We start from the raw sequence: 17,932 nt of genomic DNA, 5'->3' as shown, positions 1-17,932 counted from the left end.
GTCCGGTCCCTACAGCTTGATCTCGATGTCGACGCCAGCCGGCAGGTCGAGGCGCATGAGCGAGTCGACCGTCTTCGGGGTCGGGTCGATGATGTCGATCAGCCGCTTGTGCGTGCGCATCTCGAAGTGCTCGCGCGAGTCCTTGTACTTGTGCGGCGAGCGGATAACGCAGAAACGGTTGATCTCCGTGGGCAGCGGCACCGGGCCCGCGACCTGCGCCCCGGTGCGCGTCACCGTCTCGACGATCTTCCGAGCCGAGGAGTCGACGACCTCGTGGTCATAGGCCTTGAGCCGGATGCGGATCTTCTGTCCCGCCATGGTGGCTTCTGTTCCTTCTCTCGATGCCGCTGTGTTGCGGGCGCCTGTACCGGCTGGTACAGGCCCACTTCGCCGACCCCCGCGGTCGGGCGTGTCGCGCCCTCGGATCAGGCTCCGCCCCGAGGTTCCGGAGCGGTGCTGACCGCGCGGTGGGTCAAGGCGCCGATCGCATTACCGCGACCTGAACGCCGTGCGAGGGTGGTTGGCGACTGGGCCGCCAACCACCCCACGCTCGACTGTCTCGCCACCCGGAGGTTCAGCATAAGCCGAACACAGGTAACGGTCTGTCGTTACGCAACCTGACTAGTATGCCGCACGACCGGCGGCGGGCCTAATCGGGGTTACCTAGTTCACTTCTGGATCTTGGTGACGAACCCGGCGCCGACGGTGCGGCCACCCTCGCGGATCGCGAACTTGAGGTTCTCCTCCATGGCGATGGGCTGGATCAGCTTCACCGACATGGTGGTGTTGTCGCCCGGCATGACCATCTCGGTGCCCTCGGGGAGGGTGACGACACCGGTGACGTCCGTGGTCCGGAAGTAGAACTGCGGGCGGTAGTTCTGGAAGAACGGGGTGTGCCGGCCGCCCTCCTCCTTGGAGAGGATGTAGACCGTCGCCTCGAACTCCGTGTGCGGGGTGTTCGAGCCCGGCTTCACGACGACCATGCCGCGCTCGACCTCGTCGCGCTTGGTGCCACGCAGCAGCAGGCCGACGTTCTCACCTGCGCGGGCGTCGTCCAGGGTCTTCCGGAACATCTCGATCGCGGTGACCTTGGTCTTGAAGCTCTTCTCCTTGATACCGACGAGCTCAACATCCTCGTTCGGCAGGAGAACGCCGCGCTCCACACGACCGGTGACGACGGTGCCACGACCAGTGATCGTGAAGACGTCCTCAACCGGCATCAGGAACGGCTTGTCAACCTCGCGCTCCGGCTGCGGGATCGAGGTGTCGACCGCGGTCATCAGGTCCAGCAGCTTGCCGGTCCACTCGGGGTCACCCTCGAGGGCCTTCAGCGCCGAAACCCGAACGACCGGCAGGTCGTCACCCGGGTACTCCTGCGACGAGAGCAGCTCACGGACCTCGAGCTCGACGAGCTCCAGGAGCTCCTCGTCATCGACCATGTCGCTCTTGTTGAGCGCCACGACGATGTACGGCACGCCAACCTGACGGGCCAGCAGCACGTGCTCGCGGGTCTGCGGCATCGGGCCATCGGTCGCCGCAACCACCAGGATCGCGCCGTCCATCTGCGCGGCACCGGTGATCATGTTCTTGATGTAGTCCGCGTGGCCGGGGCAGTCGACGTGCGCGTAGTGCCGCGCCTCGGTCTGGTACTCGACGTGCGCGATCGAGATCGTGATGCCGCGGGCCTTCTCCTCCGGCGCCTTGTCGATCTCGTCGAACGGCGTGTAGGGGTTCAGGTCCGGGAACTGGTCGTGCAGGACCTTGGTGATGGCCGCCGTCAGCGTCGTCTTACCGTGGTCGATGTGACCAATGGTGCCGATGTTGACGTGCGGCTTAGTCCGCTCGAACTTAGCCTTCGCCACTGGTGTCCTCCTGTGGACTTCTTGGTTCGTACGCCCGGCGCGCCGGTCGGCGCTTAGGACTCTGTCGACAGCCTTTCCGGCCTGACGGCCGGGAAGCCATTGTGGGTTCTGCGGCGATGAAGCCTACAGGCCCGGTCTCACGCGATCCGATCGTGGTGGCCGCGAGCGGGTGAACCCTCCCGCGACCAACCACGAATCACCTGCTCAGGGCGTTACTCGCCCGTTGCCTTGGCGATGATCTCCTTCGCGACGCTCTGCGGAACCTCGGCGTAGGAGTCGAACTGCATGCTGTAGCTAGCCCGGCCCTGGGTCTTCGACCGCAGGTCGCCGACGTAGCCGAACATCTCCGACAACGGCACCAGAGCCCGGACGATGCGGGCGCCGCTGCGCTCCTCCATCGCCTGGATGATGCCACGGCGGGAGTTGAGGTCACCGATGACGTCACCCATGTTCTCCTCAGGAGTGGTGACTTCAACGGCCATCATCGGCTCGAGCAGTGCGGGATCGGCCTTGCGGGCCGCGTCCTTCATCACCATCGAGCCGGCGATCTTGAACGCCATTTCCGACGAGTCGACCTCGTGGTACTGGCCGTCCAGCAGGGTCAGCTTCACACCGACCAGCGGGAAGCCCGCCAGGATGCCGTACTGCAGCGCATCCTGCGCACCGGCGTCCACCGACGGGATGAACTCCCGAGGGATGCGGCCGCCGCTGACAGCGTTGGCGAACTCGTAGGTCGGCGAGTCGTTGTCCAGCGGCAGCGGCTCGACGCTCACGATGACGCGGGCGTACTGGCCGGAACCACCGGTCTGCTTCTTGTGGGTGTACTCGACCTTCTCCACCTTGCGGCGGATGGTCTCGCGGTACGCCACCTGGGGCTTGCCGACGTTGGCCTCGACGTTGAACTCGCGGCGCATCCGGTCGACCAGGATGTCCAGGTGCAGCTCACCCATGCCGGAGATGACCGTCTGACCGGTCTCCTCGTCCAGCTGGACGCGGAAGGTCGGGTCCTCCTCGGCCAGGCGCTGGATGGCCGTGCCCAGCTTCTCCTGGTCGGACTTGGTCTTCGGCTCGATCGCCACCGAGATGACCGGCTCCGGGAAGGTCATCGACTCCAGGATGACCGGGTTCGCCGGGTCCGAGAGCGTGTCGCCGGTGGTGGTCTGCTTGAGACCCTGGACGGCGATGATGTCGCCGGCCTGCGCCGACGGACGCTCTTCCCGCTTGTTGGCGTGCATCTGGTAGATCTTGCCGATCCGCTCCTTGCGGTCCTTGGTGGAGTTGACCACCTGGGAACCGGAATCGAGCGTGCCGGAGTAGACCCGCACGTAGGTGAGCTTGCCGAGGTGCTTGTCCGTCTGGATCTTGAAGGCCAGGCCGGAGAACGGCTCCGAGTTCGACGGCTTCCGCAGCAGCGGGGTCTCGCCGTCGGTGGCCGTACCCTCGATGGCCGGAACGTCCAGCGGCGACGGCAGGAAGTCGACCACGGCGTCGAGCATGGGCTGGACGCCCTTGTTCTTGAACGCCGAGCCGCAGAGCACCGGGTTGGCCTTGCCAGCGATGGTGGCACGCCGGATGGCAGCCTTGATCTCCTCGACGGAGACCTCCTCGCCTTCCAGGTACTTCTCCATCACCGCGTCGTCGACGTCGGCGAGGGTCTCCATCAGCTTCTCGCGCCACTCGGCAGCGGAGTCGGCCAGGTCGGCCGGGATCTCCTCGACCGCGTAGTCCTCACCCTTCTGGGTCTCCCCGCGCCAGGTGAGGGCGCGCATGCCGACCAGGTCGACGACACCGATGTGGTCGCCCTCGAGCCCGATCGGGATCTGGAGCACCAGCGGGGTGGCGTTGAGCCGGTCGATCATCATCTGCACGCAGCGGAAGAAGTCGGCGCCAGTCCGGTCGAGCTTGTTGACGAAGCACATACGCGGAACGTTGTACTTGTCGGCCTGCCGCCAGACGTTCTCCGTCTGCGGCTCCACGCCGGCGACACCGTCGTAAACCGCGACCGCACCGTCCAGAACCCGCAGCGACCGCTCGACCTCGACCGTGAAGTCGACGTGACCGGGCGTGTCGATGATCTGGATCGTGTGGTCTTTCCACTCACACTTGGTAGCAGCGGAGGTGATGGTGATACCACGCTCCTGCTCCTGCTCCATCCAGTCCATGACGGCAGCGCCCTCGTGGACCTCACCGATCTTGTACGTGATGCCGGTGTAGAACAGGATCCGCTCGGTGGTCGTGGTCTTACCGGCATCGATGTGCGCCATGATGCCGATGTTGCGTACCTTGGCGAGCGCGTCTGCGGCGGCCACTTCAATCCCTACTTATCGTCGTCTCGACACAACTGGTGGCGGTTCCGGCGCCCGTGGGCGCCGGAACCAGGGTGTTACCAGCGGTAGTGCGCGAAGGCCTTGTTCGACTCGGCCATCTTGTGCGTGTCCTCGCGCCGCTTGACGGCGGCACCGAGGCCGTTGCTCGCGTCCAGCAGCTCGTTCATCAGCCGCTCGACCATGGTCTTCTCGCGACGGGCGCGGGAGTAGGTGACCAGCCAGCGCAGGCCCAGCGTGGTCGCCCGGGTGGGGCGGACCTCGACCGGAACCTGGTAGGTGGCGCCACCGACACGACGGCTACGCACCTCGAGGGTCGGCTTGACGTTGTCCATCGCCCGCTTGAGGGTGACGACCGGGTCGGTGCCGGACTTCTCGCGGCAGCCCTCGAGGGCCGCGTACACGATGGACTCGGCGAGCTGACGCTTGCCGCGGAGCAGGATCTTGTTCACCAGCTGGGTGACCAGCGGCGAGTTGTACACCGGGTCAGCGACCAGCGGCCGCCGCGGAGCGGGTCCTTTACGCGGCATGTCAGCTCTTCTCCTTCTTCGCGCCGTAACGGCTGCGCGCCTGCTTGCGGTTGCGGACACCCTGGGTGTCCAGCGAGCCGCGGACGATCTTGTAGCGCACGCCGGGGAGGTCCTTCACCCGGCCACCGCGGACGAGCACGATCGAGTGCTCCTGCAGGTTGTGACCGACGCCCGGGATGTAGGCGGTCACCTCGATCTGGCTGCTGAGCTTCACACGAGCGACCTTGCGCAGCGCCGAGTTCGGCTTCTTCGGGGTGGTGGTGTACACGCGGGTGCACACGCCGCGCCGCTGAGGGGAACCCTTCAGCGCCGGGGTCTTGGTCTTGCTCGTCTTTGCTTGGCGGCCCTTTCGGACCAGCTGCTGGATCGTGGGCACCGGGTTTCTCCGCTCCCTTCGGCCGCGTTCGCGGCCGCGCCGTCTGCTCGTTAGCCGGCCTGATGACCGGCTCTCCTACATTCCGACCAGGGCCACCTTGCGGAGGCCCCGGCACCCGCGGTCGGGCGTGTCGCCCTCTTCACGGGCCCGTTGCGGACGCTTTCGCGTGCGACCGGGTTTGTGTCACCGGCGCACGAGTCGCCCCGCCCCGGATCCTTGACTTGCCGTGCCGCCGCCCGGACTCCGGAAACAGCGCACGCACGAGTTGCCCGGGCATGCCCGGGCACAAGGGGAAAGAGTACCTACCACAACCGCCCAGGTCAAAACGGAAAGGCCCGGCGACTGTCTCACACTCGCCGGCAATCTCGTCCTGCCCCGTCGCCCGCGATGGGCACCTACGGGCACAAGTGTACCGGCTTCCCCGCGGGACCACCCGTCGCCCCCGGGGCGGGCACCGGGAAGCCTCCGCAGACGCTGCGATGGGCCAGCCCAGGTGCCAGGCAGGACGGTGATCAGCCTCACATCAGGGCGAGAACCAGCGCAAGGCCCAGGCCAAGGAGGCTGAGAAGTGCCCCGGCCGTGCCACAACTGATCCCGGCCACCGCCAGCCCTCGGCCGGTGAACCGGACCGCAGGGGGCGCGGCCGGCCGGCGGATCTGCCGCTGGCCGAGCAGACCGGCGACGACCGCCGCCACGCCGGCCAACAACCCGAGGGCGGCGAACGCCCCGGAAGCCCAGGCCCCGCCATCGTTCGAGAAGGCCACCCCGACGCAGATCACCAGCAGCGAGACCAGGACCGACGCGACCCCGGCCACCAGCGCTCCGATGGCCAGGCCGGAAGTGACCGGCGCCACGTCCAGGTGCACGACGCCGAACGGCGTACCGGGCACCGCCTCCACCCGCTTCGGCGGTCGGCGCTGGTCGTCGGTGGGCGGTGGCACCGGATGCCCCGGATGCCCCGGCCCGCCACCCCAAGCGGGGGCGTGACCCGACGATGGCGGAGGACCCCAACCCGGCGGCACGCCAGGCCCCGACGACGGCGGCGGACCCCAACCGGGCGCGTATCCCGACGACGGCGGCGGACCCCAACCCGGCGGCACGCCAGGCCCCGACGACGGCGGCGGACCCCAACCCGGCGGCACGCCAGGCCCCGACGGCCGCGGACCCCAGCCCGGTGGTGTCGGGGTCGCCGCACCGGAGACCGGGTACGGCTGACCGGAGCCGGGCGGAGTTGTCGTGCCCCAGCCGGAGGGCGGCGCAGGAGATGGCGACGCGCCCCGATCCGGCGCGGACGCGGGCGGGTGTGGTTGCGGCTCGCTGCTCAGACCCGGTCGCGCCCAGTCAGTCGGCTCGGACGGGGCCGGCGCATCCGGATGGCCGCCCGGTTCGTCCGCAGGGGGCCGCGCCGGTTCCGTCACGAGGTTCTCCTGTCGAAAGGCCGCCACCACCGCACGGCGGACACCGGCCAGGCTACCGCCGAGAGCGCCACCGCCCACGCCGGGCGCGGCACGGGCGGCTCAGTCCATGTTCGCCGGATAGTCGTGGCCGAAAGGCGCGCCGGCCAACCGCACCACTCCGATCACCACCACAGCCACCACACTGACCGCGACCAACACCAGGCCGGCCCAGGCCATCCGCTCACCCCGTCGCAACCAGGCGCTGCCGGTGAGGAAACCCCCCGAGGAGTACGCCTCCCGGCGCGCCTGTCGGGCCAGTTGCAGTGCCACCGTCGCCGGCACCACCCCGCCAATGAACAGCCCGGTCAGCAGGCCGAGCAGCCCCAGCGCGAAAACCGCCCGCGCCTTCGTGGCGCGTGCCGGATCCGGGTCCAACGGGTGGCGCAGGCCCTGCTGGGCGACGGACACCTGCCCGGGTGCGGTCGTCATACCCCCATCATGCCGAACTCGGACCGGGGGTGGGTGGGTCCGGACACGATGAGGCCCCCGGCGGATGCCGGGGGCCTCGTCGTGTGATTGGTGCTTAGCGGTACGACCCGAAGTCGAAGTCGTCCAGCGGCACAGCCTGCCCGCTGGCCGGCCCGAAGCCGTAGTCGGTCTCCGGGTACCCGGTCATCGAGTAGACCTTGGCCTTGGCCTCCTCGGTCGGCTCCACCCGGACGTTGCGGTACTTGCTGATGCCCGTACCGGCCGGGATGAGCTTTCCGATGATCACGTTCTCCTTGAGGCCGACCAGCGAGTCGCTACGCGAGTTGATCGCAGCGTCGGTCAGCACCCGGGTGGTCTCCTGGAAGGAGGCCGCGGAGAGCCAGGAGTCGGTGGCCAGCGAGGCCTTGGTGATACCCATCAGCACCGGACGACCGGCGGCGGGCTCGCCGCCTTCCGAGACGAGTCGGCGGTTCTCCGACTCGAACAGCGCCCGGTCGACCAGCACACCCGGCAGGAACTCGGTCGAGCCGGAGTCGATGACCGTCACCCGCTTGAGCATCTGGCGGATGATGATCTCGATGTGCTTGTCGTGGATGAGCACACCCTGCGAGCGGTAGACCTCCTGGACCTCACTGGTCAGGTGGACCTGGACCGCCCGCGGACCCATGATCCGCAGAAGCTCGTGCGGGTCGATGGTGCCCTCGGTCAGCTTCTCGCCGACCGCGACGTGACCGCCGTCGTGGGTCCGGAGCTTGACCCGCTTCGAGATCTTGTCGTAGACGATCTCTTCGCTGCCGTCGTCCGGCACCACAATGATCTTGCGCGAGCGCTCGCCGTCCTCGATCCGGATCCGACCCGGGGTGTCGGCGATGGGCGCCTTACCCTTCGGGACCCGAGCCTCGAAGATTTCCTGCACACGCGGCAGACCCTGGGTGATGTCCTCACCCGCGACACCACCGGTGTGGAAGGTACGCATCGTCAGCTGCGTACCGGGCTCACCGATGGACTGGGCGGCGATGATGCCGACCGCCTCGCCGATGTCGACCGACTTGCCGGTCGGCAGCGACCGGCCGTAGCAGGCCGCGCACACGCCCAGCTTCGACTCACAGGTGAGCACGCTGCGCACTCGGACCGTCTCCACGCCGGCGGCGACGATCTTGTCGACCCCGATGGAGTTGATGTCCTGACCGCGCTCGGCGACCACGGTGCCGTCCGGCCCCTTGATGTCGTCCGCCAAGGTCCGGGCATGCACGCTGGTCTCGGCGTGAGTGTGGACGACGAGCTTGCCGTCCAGCTTCTCGCCGATCTGCATCGGGATCGCCCGGTCGGTGCCGCAGTCCTCTTCGCGGATGATGACGTCCTGCGACACGTCCACCAGACGACGGGTCAGGTAACCCGAGTCGGCGGTCCGCAGCGCGGTGTCGGCGAGACCCTTACGGGCACCGTGCGTGGAGATGAAGTACTCCAGCACGGACAGACCCTCCCGGTAGCTGGCCTTGATCGGCCGCGGGATGATCTCGCCCTTCGGGTTGGCCACCAGACCACGGATCGCCGCGATCTGCCGGAGCTGGAGCAGGTTACCGCGGGCACCCGAGTGGATCATCTTCCACAGTGGGTTCTCCTGCGGCAGCGCGGTGTCCATCTCCTTGGCGACCTCGTTGGTCGCCTTGGTCCAGATCGTGATGAGCTCGCCGCGACGCTCCTCGGCGGTCATCAGACCACGCTGGTACTGCTTGTCGATCCGGTCGGCTTCCTTCTCGTACCGCGCCAGGATCTCCGCCTTGCGCGGCGGAGCGATGACGTCCTCCATGCCGATCGTCACGCCGGACCAGGTGGCCCAGTGGAAACCGGCCTCCTTGAGCCCGTCCAGGGTGGCGGCCAGCGCCACCTTGGGGAAGCGCTCGGCGAGGTCGTTGACGATCGCGGAGAGCTGACCCTTGCGGATCTCGTAGTTCACGAAGCGGTAGCCCTGCGGCAGCGTCTCGTTGAACAGCACCCGGCCCAGGGTCGTCTCGACGGTCAGCGGGTCACCCTCGACCCAGCCCTCCGGGGCGGTCCACGCCTCGGCGCCAGCACCGTTGTCGACACCGACCACGTCACGCAGACGGATCTTCACGACCGCCTGCAGGTGCAGCTCGCCGTTGTCGAAGGCCATCCGCGCCTCGGCGTCCGAGCTGAACGCCCGGCCCTCGCCCTTCTTCTCACCGGCGGTGACGTGGGTGAGGTGGTAGAGACCGATGACCATGTCCTGGGTGGGCATGGTGACCGGCTTACCGTCGGCCGGCTTGAGGATGTTGTTCGACGACAGCATCAGGATCCGTGCCTCGGCCTGAGCCTCGGCGGACAGCGGCACGTGCACCGCCATCTGGTCACCGTCGAAGTCGGCGTTGAACGCGGTGCAGACCAGCGGGTGGATCTGGATCGCCTTGCCCTCGACCAGCTGGGGCTCGAAGGCCTGGATGCCCAGGCGGTGCAGGGTCGGCGCCCGGTTGAGCAGCACCGGGTGCTCGCCGATGACCTCTTCCAGCACATCCCACACGACCGGGCGCTGACGCTCGACCATCCGCTTGGCGGACTTGATGTTCTGCGCGTGGTTGAGGTCGACCAGCCGCTTCATGACGAACGGCTTGAACAGCTCCAGCGCCATCTGCTTGGGCAGACCGCACTGGTGCAGCTTGAGCTTCGGGCCGACCACGATGACCGAACGGCCGGAGTAGTCGACGCGCTTGCCCAGCAGGTTCTGACGGAACCGGCCCTGCTTGCCCTTGAGCATGTCGGACAGCGACTTGAGCGGGCGGTTACCCGGGCCGGTGACCGGCCGGCCGCGACGGCCGTTGTCGAACAGTGCGTCGACGGCCTCCTGGAGCATCCGCTTCTCGTTGTTGACGATGATCTCGGGAGCACCGAGGTCGATCAGTCGCTTGAGGCGGTTGTTCCGGTTGATCACGCGGCGGTACAGGTCGTTCAGGTCCGAGGTCGCGAAACGGCCACCGTCGAGCTGCACCATCGGGCGCAGGTCCGGTGGGATGACCGGGACGCAGTCCAGCACCATGCCGAGCGGCGAGTTGCGGGTGTTCAGGAACGCCGCCACGACCTTGAGCCGCTTGAGCGCCCGGATCTTCCGCTGACCCTTGCCGGACCGGATGGTCTCCCGCAGGCTCTCGGCCTCGGCGTCGAGGTCCATGTTCTGGACCAGCGCCTTGATCGCCTCGGCGCCCATGGATCCGGTGAAGTACTCACCGAACCGGTCGCGCAGCTCGCGGTAGAGCAGCTCGTCGGTGACCAGCTGCTTCGGCTCCAGCTTGCGGAAGGTGTCCAGCACCTCGTCCAGGCGGTCGATCTCGCGCTGGGCCCGGTCGCGGATCTGGCGCATCTCGCGCTCTCCGCCCTCCTTGACCTTGCGCCGGACGTCTGCCTTGGCACCCTCGGCCTCCAGCTCGGCCAGGTCGGCCTCGAGCTTGGCGGCCCGCTTCTCGATCTCCGAGTCGCGGCTGTTCTCGGACTGCCGCTTCTCGGCCAGGATCTCGTTCTCGATCGTCGAGAGGTCACGGTGACGCGACTCGGCGTCAACGCTCGTCACGACGTACGAGGCGAAGTAAATGATCTTCTCGAGGTCCTTGGGGGCGAGGTCCAGCAGGTAACCCAGCCGGCTCGGCACGCCCTTGAAGTACCAGATGTGGGTCACCGGAGCAGCGAGCTCGATGTGCCCCATCCGCTCACGACGGACCTTGGAGCGAGTCACCTCGACGCCGCAGCGCTCACAGATGATGCCCTTGAACCGGACGCGCTTGTACTTACCGCAGTAGCACTCCCAGTCCCGCTGCGGACCGAAGATCTTCTCGCAGAAGAGCCCGTCCTTTTCCGGCTTCAGGGTGCGGTAGTTGATCGTCTCAGGCTTCTTGACCTCGCCGTGCGACCACTGACGGATGTCGTCGGCGGTGGCGAGACCAATGCGCAGCTCGTCGAAGAAGTTGACGTCGAGCACTATGTCCCCTATGTCGTCGTCTGTACTGCTAATTCTCGGGTGAGGTCGGGGGCCGGTAGACCGGCCCCCGACCGCTCACCTCAGACCTCTTCGACCGAGCTCGGCTCGCGCCGGGACAGGTCGATGCCCAGCTCCTCAGCGGCCCGGAACACCTCGTCGTCGGTCTCGCGCATCTCGAGGGCCACGCCGTCGCTGGAGAGCACCTCAACGTTGAGGCACAGCGACTGCAGCTCCTTGAGCAGCACCTTGAACGACTCCGGGATGCCCGGCTCCGGGATGTTCTCGCCCTTGACGATGGCCTCGTAGACCTTCACCCGGCCGAGCACGTCGTCGGACTTGATCGTGAGCAGCTCCTGCAGGGCGTACGCGGCGCCGTACGCCTGCATCGCCCAGCACTCCATCTCACCGAAACGCTGACCACCGAACTGCGCCTTACCACCCAGCGGCTGCTGCGTGATCATCGAGTACGGGCCGGTCGACCGAGCGTGGATCTTGTCGTCGACCAGGTGGTTGAGCTTCAGGATGTAGATGTAGCCGACCGCGATCGGGTCCGGCAGAGGCTCACCGGAACGACCGTCGAACAGCTGCGCCTTGCCGCTGGAACCGATCAGCTGGTTGCCGTCACGGTTGGGCAGCGTGGACGCCAGCAGGCCGGAGATCTCGGCCTCCCGAGCGCCGTCGAAGACCGGGGTGGCCACGTTCGTGTCACCCTCGGACTCGTGCGCGTCGATCGAGCGCAGCTGCCGCTTCCAATCGGCGTCGTCGCCTTCGACCTTCCAACCGGTCTTGGCGACCCAACCGAGGTGGGTCTCCAGCACCTGGCCGATGTTCATCCGGCTCGGCACACCCAGCGGGTTGAGCACGATGTCGACCGGGGTGCCGTCCTCCAGGAACGGCATGTCCTCGATCGGCAGGATCTTCGAGATGACACCCTTGTTGCCGTGCCGGCCGGCGAGCTTGTCGCCGTCCTGGATCTTGCGCTTCTGGGCGACGTAGACCCGCACCAGCTCGTTGACACCCGGCGGCAGCTCGTCGCCGTCCTCGCGGGAGAACGTCCGCACACCGATGACCGTGCCGGTCTCGCCGTGCGGCACCTTCAGCGAGGTGTCGCGAACCTCGCGCGCCTTCTCACCGAAGATCGCGCGGAGCAGCCGCTCCTCCGGAGTCAGCTCGGTCTCACCCTTGGGCGTGACCTTGCCAACCAGGATGTCACCGGGAACGACCTCGGCACCGATCCGGATGATGCCGCGCTCGTCGAGGTCAGCGAGCATTTCCTCGCTGACGTTCGGGATGTCGCGGGTGATCTCCTCCGGGCCGAGCTTGGTGTCCCGAGCGTCGACCTCGTGCTCCTCGATGTGGATCGAGGTGAGCACGTCCTGCTGCACGAGGCGCTGCGACAGGATGATCGCGTCCTCGTAGTTGTGCCCCTCCCAGGTCATGAAGGCCACGAGCAGGTTGCGCCCGAGTGCCATCTCGCCCTCGTCGGTGCACGGGCCGTCGGCGATGACCTGACCGGCCTCGACGCGGTCGCCCTCGAAGACCACCGGCTTCTGGTTGACGCAGGAGCCGGCGTTGGAGCGGCGGAACTTGTGCAGCAGGTACGTCCGGCGGTGGCCGTCATCCTGGTGGATGGTGACGTAGTCGGCGCAGAGATCCTCGATCACACCACCGACCTCGGCGACCACCACGTCGCCAGCGTCGACCGCGGCCCGGTATTCCATGCCCGTGCCCACGAGCGGCGCCTCGGCCTTGACCAGCGGCACCGCCTGGCGCTGCATGTTCGCGCCCATCAGTGCCCGGTTGGCGTCGTCGTGCTCGAGGAACGGGATCATGGCGGTCGCGACCGAGGTCATCTGCCGGGGCGAGACGTCCATGTAGTCGACGGCACCGGGGACGACGTCCTCGGTCTCGCCGCCCTTACGACGGCACAGCACCCGGTCCTCGGCGAACGTGCCGTCAGCCTTCAGCGGCGCGTTGGCCTGGGCCTTGACGAACCGGTCCTCCTCGTCCGCGGTCAGGTAGTCGATCTGGTCGGTGACCCGACCCTCGACGACCTTCCGGTACGGCGTCTCGATGAAGCCGAACGGGTTGACCCGGGCGAAGGTGGACAGCGCGCCGATCAGGCCGATGTTCGGGCCTTCCGGCGTCTCGATCGGGCACATCCGGCCGTAGTGGGACGGGTGCACGTCGCGGACCTCGAAGCCGGCCCGCTCACGGGACAGACCACCCGGGCCGAGCGCGCTCAGCCGGCGCCGGTGGGTAAGACCCGCCAGCGGGTTGGTCTGGTCCATGAACTGGGACAGCTGCGACGTCCCGAAGAACTCCTTGATCGCCGCCACCACCGGGCGGATGTTGATCAGGGTCTGCGGGGTGATCGCCTCGACGTCCTGCGTGGTCATCCGCTCGCGGACAACCCGCTCCATCCGGGACAGGCCGACTCGGACCTGGTTCTGGATCAGCTCGCCCACGGTACGCAGGCGCCGGTTGCCGAAGTGGTCGATGTCGTCGGCCTCGTAGCCGTCCTCACCGGCGTGCAGCCGGCACAGGTACTCCACGGTGGCGACGATGTCGTCCTCGGTCAGCGTGCCGGTGGTGATCGGCACGTTGACTTCGAGCTTCTTGTTGAACTTGTAGCGCCCGACCTTGGCGACGTCGTACCTCTTCGGGTTGAAGAAGAGGTTGTCGAGCAGGGTCTGGGCATTCTCACGCGTCGGCGGCTCGCCAGGGCGCAGCTTGCGGTAGATGTCTAGCAGGGCCTCGTCGGCGCCGGCGATGTGGTCCTTCTCGAGCGTGGTCATCAGCAGCTCGGACCAGCCGAACCGCTCACGGATCCGCTCGGCCGACCAGCCGATGGCTTTGAGCAGGACCGTGACGGCCTGCCGACGCTTGCGGTCGATGCGAACGCCGACCGTGTCGCGCTTGTCAATGTCGAACTCCAGCCAGGCACCCCGACTCGGGATGACCTTGACGCTGGAGAGGTCGCGGTCGGAGGTCTTGTCCGGCTGCTTGTCGAAGTACACGCCCGGAGACCGGACGAGCTGGCTGACCACGACGCGCTCGGTGCCGTTGATGACGAAGGTGCCCTTGGGCGTCATCATCGGGAAGTCACCCATGAACACCGTCTGGCTCTTGATCTCGCCAGTGGTGTTGTTGGTGAACTCCGCGGTCACGAAGAGCGGAGCGCAGTAGGTCAGGTCCTTCTCCTTGCACTCCTCGATCGAGGCCTTGACCTCGTCGAAGCGCGGCGCTGAGAAGGAGAGCGACATGGTGCCGGAGAAGTCCTCAATGGGACTGATCTCTTCAAGGATCTCCGCGAGACCCGAGCGTGCGTGCGGGTCGTCCGCCGACCGGCCCTGCCAAGCCTCGTTGCCGACGAGCCAGTCGAAGGACTCGTTCTGAATGGCAAGGAGGTTGGGGACCTCGAGGTGTTCGGTGATCCTGCCGAATGAAACTCGGCGGGGAGCGAATGCGCTCGACGTACGACTGGTCTTCGCAGGGCGGGAAGCTGCCAAGATGCGTCCTTCCGAGGACCGGTGCTGCAGAACGGCTGGTACGCGTGCACTCCAATGACCCCACCAGAAATATCCGTAAACGGACATTTCCGAGCAGGGGTCAAGTCGGAAGGCAGCGCAAACTAGCAGTGTAGCCGAGAGGCTAACCGCTGTCCAGCCCACCCCGCAGGTTGTTTGCGGAACGCGCCTCGGCCCCCGTAAACCGGGGTCTGCCGGGCCGCTCAGAACGCAACGTCCCCACTGGGCCGCTCGGGTTGACACGGCTGATGGTGCCACCGCTGTCATACCCACGTCGTGGCCGTCGCAAGCGCGGTGTCTTGCTGGTGTCAGCGTGCCTGGCAGCCCCGGGCCGCGTCAAGGGCCGGTATCCGGGTTACCCGTTCTTTCCCACCGGAGGGCGACTCTCGATGCTCGTTCGGGTCGCCAGTCGCGGTCGTCGGAGCCCAGCTCAGGACCGTTCGGCACCGGACCCACCAACACGGCGGGCGGTGATCCGTGTCGGATCACCGCCCGCCGCGACGCGATCGTGTCCCGGCTCATGAGCCAGGCACGCGCTGGTGGAACGTCAGGTCACTTGAGGGTGACCTTGGCGCCTTCACCCTCGAGCTTGGCCTTCGCCTTCTCGGCGGTCTCCTTGTTGACCTTCTCCAGGATGGCCTTCGGCGCGGACTCAACCGCGTCCTTGGCCTCCTTGAGGCCCAGGCCGGTCAGCTCACGCACGACCTTGATGACCTGGATCTTCTTACCGCCGTCAGCCTCGAGGATGACGTCGAACTCGTCCTGCTCCTCCTCGGCCGGGGCAGCAGCGCCACCGGCGGCACCGCCGGCCGCGGCGACCGCGACCGGAGCGGCAGCGGTGACCTCGAAGGTCGTCTCGAACTGCTTCACGAACTCAGAGAGCTCGATCAGCGTCATCTCCTTGAACGCGTCGAGCAGCTCGTCGGTGCTGAGCTTCGCCATATCTGGCGTCCTTTCCTGATTCTGTTAAGTAAAGAACTGGTGCGCCGTGGGGGCCTCAGGCCGCCTCGGCGCCCTCCTTCTCGCGCTTGTCCTGCAGGGCAGCCGCCAGACGGGCGGTCTTCGACAGCGGGGCCTGGAACAGGGCCGCGGCCTTGCTCAGGTTGCCCTTCATCGCGCCGGCCAGCTTGGCCAGCAGCACCTCGCGGGACTCAAGGTCGGCGAGCTTCGTGACCTCGGCCGCGGAAATGGCCTTGCCCTCGAAGACACCGCCCTTGATGACGAGCTTCGGGTTGGCCTTCGCGAAGTCGCGAAGCCCCTTCGCCGCCTCGACGACGTCGCCCGAAACGAAAGTCAGCGCGGTAGGACCGGTGAACAGCTCGTCGAGGCCGGTGATGCCCGCGTCCGTCGCAGCACGCTTCGCCAGCGTGTTCTTCGCGACCGTGTAGCTGGTCTCGGCGCCGAGCGTGCGCCGAAGCTGGGTGAGCTGGGAAACCGTCAGACCGCGGTACTCGGTCAGCACGGTGGCGCCCGAGCTACGGAAGCTCTCGGTCAGCTCAGCGACGGCCGTGGCCTTGTCGGCCCGGATCGGCTTGTCCGCCATGTCCCTCCTCTCTCGTTACTCGAGGCTGGTCCCCGGCACAGCCGAAGCTGGAACGGGGCGGAGGCAGCACACGACAACGAAAAGCCCCGGCGCAGGGCGCACGGGGCGAGGGCCGGAAGCTCGTCACAGTCGGCGGACCGTGCTCACTGCCGAGTTACGCTTGCCGCCCTACGCGGGTCGCCCGATGTCGCGGGACCTTCGACCGTGCCGAAGCACGGTGACCAGCGGTCTTTGGGTGGTTCCTCATCCGTGAGAACACGGATGACGTTTGAAGACTACGCGACCCCGCGACCTGCACCAAATCGCACCTTGTGACCCGCGCCACTCACCGAGGGGAGCACGCCTCGCCGGTCAGCCCTGGGCCCGCCGCCGCCACAGGTAGCCGCCGACGACCGCGGCGCTCCAGGCCAACGCCCACAGGGTCAGCCCCAGCAGGGTGAGCGCGGCGGCATCGCCCGCAGCGGTGCGGGCGGTAGCCATGATCGGCGGAGCCAGCCAGGGAACTACCGAGCCGCTCAGGCCGAGCACCACCGCGCCGACGCCACCGAGGGCCAGCACCGCGACGCCGTACCCGGCACTGCCAACCGAGGCCCGGCTGGCCAACGCGCCAAGAGCAACCGCAGCGGGTACGGCGAGCAGATGCGTCCACACCCCCAGCGCGAGCCCGACCGGGATCGACCGGTCCCCCGGGTCGACCGGGCCGGAGATCCCGCCGACCAGCCACGGAAAGAGCAGCGCGACTGCGACCGTCAGCAGTGCCGCCACACCGGCGGCGAGGAGCCCCGCCAACCGCTCCCGGGCCGCACCGACCGTCACCTGCGCCAGCCGGCGCTGCACGTCCGGCTCCACGTCCAAAAGGATCTTGGTCTGCCAGGCGAGCAGCGGGAAGAGCACCACCGCCGAGACGCCGTACGCCTCCGCCGGCTGAGCCCTGCCGCCGCCGTAGAGCGTGCCGAGCGCGACCAGCCCGGCGAGCAACGGTGCCAGCGCCCGGCCGGTCCGCAGGAAACCGGCAAGCCGCATCCGCACCAGGGCGCTCACCGGGCCTCCCCCGCTGCCGGCTCGGCCACCGCGTCGGCGCCCTGGCCGCCCACGGGCTGTTCGGAGGCCAGCTCACCGGGTGGGGTGGCGGGGCGAGCCTGCGGTGCGGCGGTGGAGGCGTCGGCGCGTACACGAAGAACGTGGTGGCCCTCGGCGCGCAACCGGGCGACGGTGCCGGCGACCCGCGCGGCCGGAACCGCGACCTCGACCACCGCGATCGCCTCCTCGGCCGACGATACCTCCTCGGTCAGCGACCCGTCGGCTACCGACCAGCGGCGCGCGGCCGGCAGCCGGACCGTCTCGCCACGGTGGTCGCTCACCAGGACAGCACCGTCGGCGGCGAGCACCTCGGAGATCAGTTCGGGAACCAACTCGCGGGTGGCGGCGTCCAGCCCTTCCCACGGCTCATCGAGCACCAGGAGGCCCGGCATGCGCAGCATCGCCTGGGCGAGACCCACCTTCTGCGCGGTGCCCTTGGACAACTCCGGCAGCCGGACCGAGCGGAAGCCGGTCAGCCCTAGGCGGTCGGTCCAGAAGGTCACCGCCTCGTCGGCCGCCGCCGCACTCAGCCCCGCCACCCGGGCCATCCCGGTCAGGTAGCGGGCCACGGTGAACGGCTGGTCAGCCGGGAAACGCTCCGGCACCCAGCCCACCCGCGCCGGCCGGCCGGTGACCCGGCCCCGGCCTGGGCGGAGCACCCCTGCGGCCACCTGGAGCAGGGTCGACTTGCCCACCCCGTTGCGGCCCAGCACGACCGCCACCTCACCCGGGCCGATCCGCACGTCCACGCCGCGCAGCACCCACGGCCCCTGCCGGTGGTACCGCACCCAGACGTTCTCCAGCCGCATGACGTAG

The 17,932-nt window shown here is 68.0% G+C and carries 13 protein-coding genes; all 13 read right to left on the bottom strand.

All coding sequences use genetic code 11. The features are described from left to right. Positions 1-9: 9 nt before the first annotated feature. Positions 10-318, bottom strand: a complete 309-nt coding sequence (gene rpsJ, locus ACLQ28_RS00545; protein WP_007073037.1) for a 30S ribosomal protein S10 — start codon at positions 316-318, stop codon at positions 10-12. A gap of 350 nt (positions 319-668) precedes the next feature. Next, the gene (tuf, locus tag ACLQ28_RS00540; RefSeq protein ID WP_184178727.1) at positions 669-1,862 is read right to left on the bottom strand and encodes an elongation factor Tu; all 1,194 of its coding nucleotides are present in this window, start codon (positions 1,860-1,862) and stop codon (positions 669-671) included. Positions 1,863-2,074: 212 nt separating this feature from the next. Next, the gene (gene fusA / locus ACLQ28_RS00535; RefSeq protein WP_425684237.1) at positions 2,075-4,171 is read right to left on the bottom strand and encodes an elongation factor G; all 2,097 of its coding nucleotides are present in this window, start codon (positions 4,169-4,171) and stop codon (positions 2,075-2,077) included. A 74-nt stretch (positions 4,172-4,245) separates the two neighbouring features. Next, positions 4,246-4,716 (bottom strand): 30S ribosomal protein S7, encoded by a 471-nt coding sequence (gene rpsG, locus ACLQ28_RS00530; RefSeq protein ID WP_007465317.1) that lies wholly within the window; start codon positions 4,714-4,716, stop codon positions 4,246-4,248. A 1-nt stretch (position 4,717) separates the two neighbouring features. Continuing rightward, positions 4,718-5,092: a 30S ribosomal protein S12 gene (gene rpsL, locus ACLQ28_RS00525; protein ID WP_014440718.1), complete on the bottom strand. Its 375-nt coding sequence runs from the start codon at positions 5,090-5,092 to the stop codon at positions 4,718-4,720. Between the two features lie 518 nt (positions 5,093-5,610). Continuing rightward, the gene (locus ACLQ28_RS00520; protein ID WP_425684739.1) at positions 5,611-5,991 is read right to left on the bottom strand and encodes a hypothetical protein; all 381 of its coding nucleotides are present in this window, start codon (positions 5,989-5,991) and stop codon (positions 5,611-5,613) included. Between the two features lie 618 nt (positions 5,992-6,609). After that, entirely contained in the window at positions 6,610-6,978 is a 369-nt protein-coding gene (locus tag ACLQ28_RS00515) for a hypothetical protein (protein ID WP_425684236.1), read from the bottom strand. A 94-nt stretch (positions 6,979-7,072) separates the two neighbouring features. Then, a complete protein-coding gene (locus ACLQ28_RS00510) occupies positions 7,073-10,963 on the bottom strand; it encodes a DNA-directed RNA polymerase subunit beta' (protein ID WP_425684235.1) in 3,891 nt (1,296 codons plus the stop codon). An 80-nt stretch (positions 10,964-11,043) separates the two neighbouring features. Beyond that, a complete protein-coding gene (locus tag ACLQ28_RS00505) occupies positions 11,044-14,475 on the bottom strand; it encodes a DNA-directed RNA polymerase subunit beta (protein ID WP_425684234.1) in 3,432 nt (1,143 codons plus the stop codon). Positions 14,476-15,045: 570 nt separating this feature from the next. Then, a complete protein-coding gene (rplL, locus tag ACLQ28_RS00500) occupies positions 15,046-15,435 on the bottom strand; it encodes a 50S ribosomal protein L7/L12 (protein ID WP_184178735.1) in 390 nt (129 codons plus the stop codon). Positions 15,436-15,490: 55 nt separating this feature from the next. Beyond that, positions 15,491-16,036, bottom strand: coding sequence for a 50S ribosomal protein L10 (gene rplJ, locus ACLQ28_RS00495; protein WP_204942106.1), 546 nt, complete (start codon positions 16,034-16,036; stop codon positions 15,491-15,493). Between the two features lie 351 nt (positions 16,037-16,387). Beyond that, on the bottom strand, positions 16,388-17,077 hold the full coding sequence (locus tag ACLQ28_RS00490; RefSeq protein WP_425684233.1) for a hypothetical protein: 690 nt from the start codon (positions 17,075-17,077) through the stop codon (positions 16,388-16,390). Further along, positions 17,074-17,925: an ATP-binding cassette domain-containing protein gene (locus ACLQ28_RS00485; protein ID WP_425684232.1), complete on the bottom strand. Its 852-nt coding sequence runs from the start codon at positions 17,923-17,925 to the stop codon at positions 17,074-17,076. Before ACLQ28_RS00485 ends, ACLQ28_RS00490 begins: the two co-directional genes overlap by 4 nt. Positions 17,926-17,932 lie beyond the last annotated feature (7 nt).

This window comes from Micromonospora sp. DT201, from assembly GCF_049841575.1.
In the GTDB taxonomy this organism is placed as follows: Bacteria; Actinomycetota; Actinomycetes; order Mycobacteriales; family Micromonosporaceae; genus Micromonospora.
Note: the sequence above shows the minus strand (reverse complement) of the source record. Positions and strands in the feature narration are given on the sequence as shown.